This window comes from Ruminococcus sp. OM06-36AC, assembly GCF_003438725.1.
Lineage (GTDB): Bacteria > Bacillota > Clostridia > Oscillospirales > Ruminococcaceae > Ruminococcus_C > Ruminococcus_C callidus.
Genome location: NZ_QSTT01000053.1, coordinates 1 through 3,123, shown reverse-complemented (window position 1 = coordinate 3,123; position 3,123 = coordinate 1). Strand labels below are relative to the sequence as shown.

4 protein-coding genes are annotated in these 3,123 nt (G+C 49.6%); all 4 read right to left on the bottom strand.

Annotated elements, in window-relative coordinates; genetic code table 11:
- Positions 1-45 precede the first annotated feature (45 nt).
- On the bottom strand, positions 46-987 hold the full coding sequence (locus tag DXB92_RS13005; RefSeq protein ID WP_117734203.1) for an amidoligase family protein: 942 nt from the start codon (positions 985-987) through the stop codon (positions 46-48).
- Between the two features lie 239 nt (positions 988-1,226).
- Positions 1,227-1,463: a DUF4314 domain-containing protein gene (locus DXB92_RS13000; protein WP_117734202.1), complete on the bottom strand. Its 237-nt coding sequence runs from the start codon at positions 1,461-1,463 to the stop codon at positions 1,227-1,229.
- On the bottom strand, positions 1,447-2,109 hold the full coding sequence (locus tag DXB92_RS12995) for a virulence protein (protein WP_117734201.1): 663 nt from the start codon (positions 2,107-2,109) through the stop codon (positions 1,447-1,449). Before DXB92_RS12995 ends, DXB92_RS13000 begins: the two co-directional genes overlap by 17 nt.
- Positions 2,110-2,225: 116 nt before the next feature.
- On the bottom strand, positions 2,226-3,123 hold an 898-nt coding region (locus DXB92_RS12990), incomplete at its 5' end, for a DNA cytosine methyltransferase (protein WP_181977090.1).

Genomic DNA, 3,123 nt, shown 5'->3' with positions numbered 1-3,123 from the left:
ACCGCCGAAGCGGTCTGGTGTAGCTGGTAGCAAAAGGCTGTCCCTTTATCTGCAGAACCGGAAAGCGGCATCGCCATCAAGGTTCTTGGTAAGAAAATTTCTCGCTGTGGCGAACTCCTCGCCGACCAGTCCCAGCCGAATCAGCCATGTCCGCATGGCGAATTTCGGGTTTTCCGTTTGCTGTGGTTTCGGGCTGGCGGTTCGCAGTCCCTTTGCCATTTCGGAAAGGGCAAGGCAAAGTTGTATGTAGCTTTTCAGCTGTCCGGCATGAAGTCCGTTTTTCCTGCCGTTGGCAGGCTTGTCGAATTGAAATAACCGGAATTCAATTGTGCCTTTTGTAAAAGTTGCGTGATAGTTCAGCATGTGGTATCGGCTGTCATTGTAGTGCTGATTTCTGCCGTAATTTGCACCGTTCGCCGTATACCAGATGTCTGCGAACTGTGCCATGTTGGTGGGCTTTTTTCGGTTCAGCTGTTCGATGAATTGGGGATTGACCGTTCTGCAATATCGGTTCATTCTGCCTTGGTCGATTTTCAGGGCATCTGCAATCAGTTGTTCGTGGCTCGCCATAAGGTTGGCGAGGTTTCGCAGAGTTTGCGGTGTGTGTCCGTTTGCTCCAATGTGAATGTGTACTCCGGCTCCGATGCCTGCATGGCTGATTGCTCCGGCTTTGCGAAGCTTTCTGACCAGTTCTTGCAAGGTCTCAATGTCGCTGTAGTGAAGAATCGGTGTAACCAGTTCGCACTTTTCGGCATCGCATCCTGCAATGCTGACATCCTTTTGAAATTTCCATTCTCTGCCCTGTGCATCCCATGCTGACCAAGTGCTGTAGCCGTTTCGGCTGGCGGTGTATTCGTATCTGCCTGTGCTGAAATGGTTGGCGGCAAGTCTGGCAGCTCGTCCTCTGGTGATGTGGTTCATCTCAATCTCCACGCCGATGGTCTGCTTTTTCAGGTTTTCAATCTGTCTTTCTGTTTTAGCGTTCATAATGTTTTCCTCCGTAGTTTCGGGCTTTGTCTCGGCTGTCGCCTCGGTCGGTGCTTCTGCTTCGCAGAGGTTGCCACTGGCAACCCGCACCCCTTTCGTTGTACCCATATTAACTCTAAACGGAGGAGATAGCAAGTGGCTAAATGTACAGAAAATGCAGGTAAAAGATTGTGTAGAATACACCCTTGCAATTCTTGCGATTGTATGGTAACATACCGTACAATGGAGGAGGTCTCGCCTTATTTTTTCGCCTCGGATACGGTCTGGAAACTGTCGATTTCGGGAATCAGAGCAAGGGAAGAACCATTCTCCCACCGCATATGAATGCTGCCCGCATCGTCAATGTGCGTGACCTCGCCGACTGTTCCGGAAAGAACCGGATATTTTTCATTTCGCATAGAAATCAGCTGTAATTTCGTTCCGACAGGGTACTTTTTTCGCAGCTGTTCCAGATATGATTCACTCGGAAACTGCATCAGTATCACCAACCTTTCTGAATGCGGAATTGCCAGTGAGATTGCGAAGAATGACTTTTCTTGCTGCCTTGAATTCTGCACCCACCATTCCCAGACGAATCAGGAAACACCGCATGGTGTACTTGGGATTGTCGGAGGTGTCCGGTTTGCGGTTGATGCGGCTCTGGTTCTTGGCAAATTCGCAGAGCATGGAAATGAAGGTGCAGTAGGCATCTGCATCGCCGTCCTGTTCGACCGTGAACCATGGAAATTCCACCTTTTCATCAGCTGAAATAATGTCGAGCGTATTCGCCTGAAAAGCAGCCTGAAAAAGGGCAGCCTTGTTTTCGCAGATCTGCCGGAGATTGCCGAGCGTATGCTCCGTGAAGAAATCGGCTGGCATCTGCACCGTCAAGCCCTTGGATTCCGGTTCTGTGGTGTCCGGAACAGCGTAGCCCTGATTTGCCAGTTCAGCAAGAAGCCGTTCTGTTTCCTTACGGTCGGCTTGGTCACTGATTTCCAGATCACCGGACTTGGTAATGGTGTAGCATTCCCCGATTTGGTAGGCACAGGTGGGCATGAATTGATATATTGCCGGAATGCCGATAATCTTACTGATGGCTTTCACCAGTTCCTTTCGATTTTGACTGTGATAAGTAATGGTCATGTGAAAAACTCCTTTCTTTCGGCGTTTTTGCTTTCGCCATGACACATATTAACTCTGTTTCCCACAGATAGCAACTGTGAGATATGTAGAATGTTTCGGCTGTCATTTGTAACAGATCACAAATCTGCCCAGACAATTCCGGCAAGCACAAAAACAGCTACATTCAGACAGATGCCATTCCCCCAAAGGCGGTACTCTGCTGCATCACGATATGGATCTTGCAGCCATTTCTGTACCATCTTTCGGCTTTTGGGACGGCTCTCCGGTTTTACCGCTTTTCGGTATTCTTCAAAAATAGCTGCCCATCGGTCGATTTCTTCTTCTGTGGGATTTTTCGATGCCAGGTCACTGCACCACTGATCCGGAAATCCCTGCAGTCTTGCACATTCCTGCGGTGTCAGTCTGCGAACCGCATAACCGCTGGAAACGATGCTGGGGTCTTTGTGGTCCCGTGCCAGCAGTGTAGGGGTCGTTTCCCAAAATGCACTGCTGAAATTTCCTGTAGAAGCGGCATACACTGCATGATGGTCGGTAGCATTCAAAGTGAAAGTGACATCTTTGTTGACACCGCCGCCCTGTGGTCCGTTTTGGTCAGACCGACCGATCATTGAACCCTGCAAAGCATAACTTTCCAGAACAGCAATACCGCCTTGGTTTTTTGCTGGTGACTGGTCGCTGGTGTCCAAAGTACGGGCAGTGTCTGCCTCATAAATGCCGCTATGCGGATTACCGGAAAGCATGGCATTGCTGGAAAAGGAACTGATGCCGTATGCTTTCGGCTGAAATACCGTCTGGTCATTGTTGCAGGACAGCGTAGCAGATTTGTTTTCCTGTATCAGACTGCCTTTTCCACCGCCGGCTTTTCCACAGCGAATCTTCAGTGTTTTCGGTGTATCCATCAACAGCGGAACATTTCCGCCGCCTGTTCCGCATCTGGAAGTCAGTGTCTGTACTTTTCCGCTCTCAGAGATCTGAAGCCGGCTGTCAGCAGGATGATTTTCCAGTACACAAGGC

Bases quoted from the DNA above. Each gene is read 5' to 3' on its own strand.
- DXB92_RS13000 (WP_117734202.1), bottom strand. From the start codon at position 1,463: ATGCAGTTTCCGAGTGAATCATATCTGGAACAGCTGCGAAAAAAGTAC.
- DXB92_RS13005 (WP_117734203.1), bottom strand. From the start codon at position 987: ATGAACGCTAAAACAGAAAGACAGATTGAAAACCTGAAAAAGCAGACC.
- DXB92_RS12995 (WP_117734201.1), bottom strand. From the start codon at position 2,109: ATGACCATTACTTATCACAGTCAAAATCGAAAGGAACTGGTGAAAGCC.